At 61.6% G+C, this 1,112-nt stretch carries 1 protein-coding gene; it reads left to right on the plus strand.

Annotated features, from left to right (window positions below; translation table 11 throughout):
- Nucleotides 1-726: transposase (locus BUE18_RS27770; RefSeq protein WP_139265002.1), on the plus strand; the 726-nt coding region annotated here is incomplete at its 5' end.
- Nucleotides 727-1,112 lie beyond the last annotated feature (386 nt).

Genomic DNA, 1,112 nt, shown 5'->3' on the forward strand with positions numbered 1-1,112 from the left:
TATTTTCCCGAGTTGGACAAGTATTGCGTGCAAAGCTCGGCCCTGAGCCTGACCATCGTCCGGCAGATGCTGGACCCAAAGCTCATCGCCGCCATGGATTTCGAGGAGTTCCGCCTGCGGGCCGCGGATCGGGACCGGGGCCTGAAACAACAGCAGCGCCTGGAGGCCATTTACGAGGCGGCCCATGGCTCCGTGGGATGCGTCTTTACGGAGGCCGCGGCTTTCGAGGCCCGGATGATGGTGGACAATCTCAGGAGCATCCGGGAGGAGATCAAACGCACGGACAAGATAATCCTTAAGTTCGCCCAGAGGCTGCCCTCCTATGAATATCTCCTGACCATCCCCGGCTTCGGCCCGGATATATCGGCCAAGGTGATCGCGGCCATCGGAGATCCCGAGCGATTCGTGAGCTATCGCCAGGTGCTCAAACTGGCCGGGCTCGACCTCTCCGCCGCCCGAAGCGGCAAGACCTCGGACGCCGCCAAGCCGGTTTTGTCCAAGCGGGGCAAGTCCTGTTTACGATACGCCTTGTACCAGGCGGCGTTGATCGCCTCCACCCGGAACATCCATTTTATGCGGTGGATGGCGAATCAGGTTCAGGGCAGGGAAAAGGAGCGTGGGATCAAGACCAAGGTGCGGGTGAAGCTGGCGGCCAAGATGCTGGTCATCGCCTGGACCCTAATGAAAAACCGGGAGCCTTTTGACCCCAAGTATCTTGGCATGTGAGTGAATTGATCAACCGGTATTTGACAGTTCCGCCCGGAGGATAGGGCGACGCTGGGGAGCGACCCGAGCGCCGGAGCGGAAGGCCGGACCGGATGGGCCGCCGCGCTTCAAGACGGCGGCGGCCTTTCCCTGGTCATCCGGGGGGCCGTGAAAAGCGGTAAACCCCGGGGGCGCGGGGGCCGGCCCCCGCATAAAATCTGTTTTTATTCCTCTTTTCGCTTTGAGCCGGAACGGCCTGGGGCGGGAAGGACAATTTGCATGGCGGGAGAGTCCGTTGAGAGACGTCGGGGCCATTGCGGACCCCTGGAGGGACAATGAGGGCCTCCCACCTGCTTCCTGGAGCCTGGATAAGGGATGATCGCCGCCCGCATGCTTCACAGCAAGGT

Source organism: Desulfatibacillum alkenivorans DSM 16219 (assembly GCF_900142135.1).
Classification (GTDB): Bacteria; Desulfobacterota; Desulfobacteria; order Desulfobacterales; family Desulfatibacillaceae; genus Desulfatibacillum; species Desulfatibacillum alkenivorans.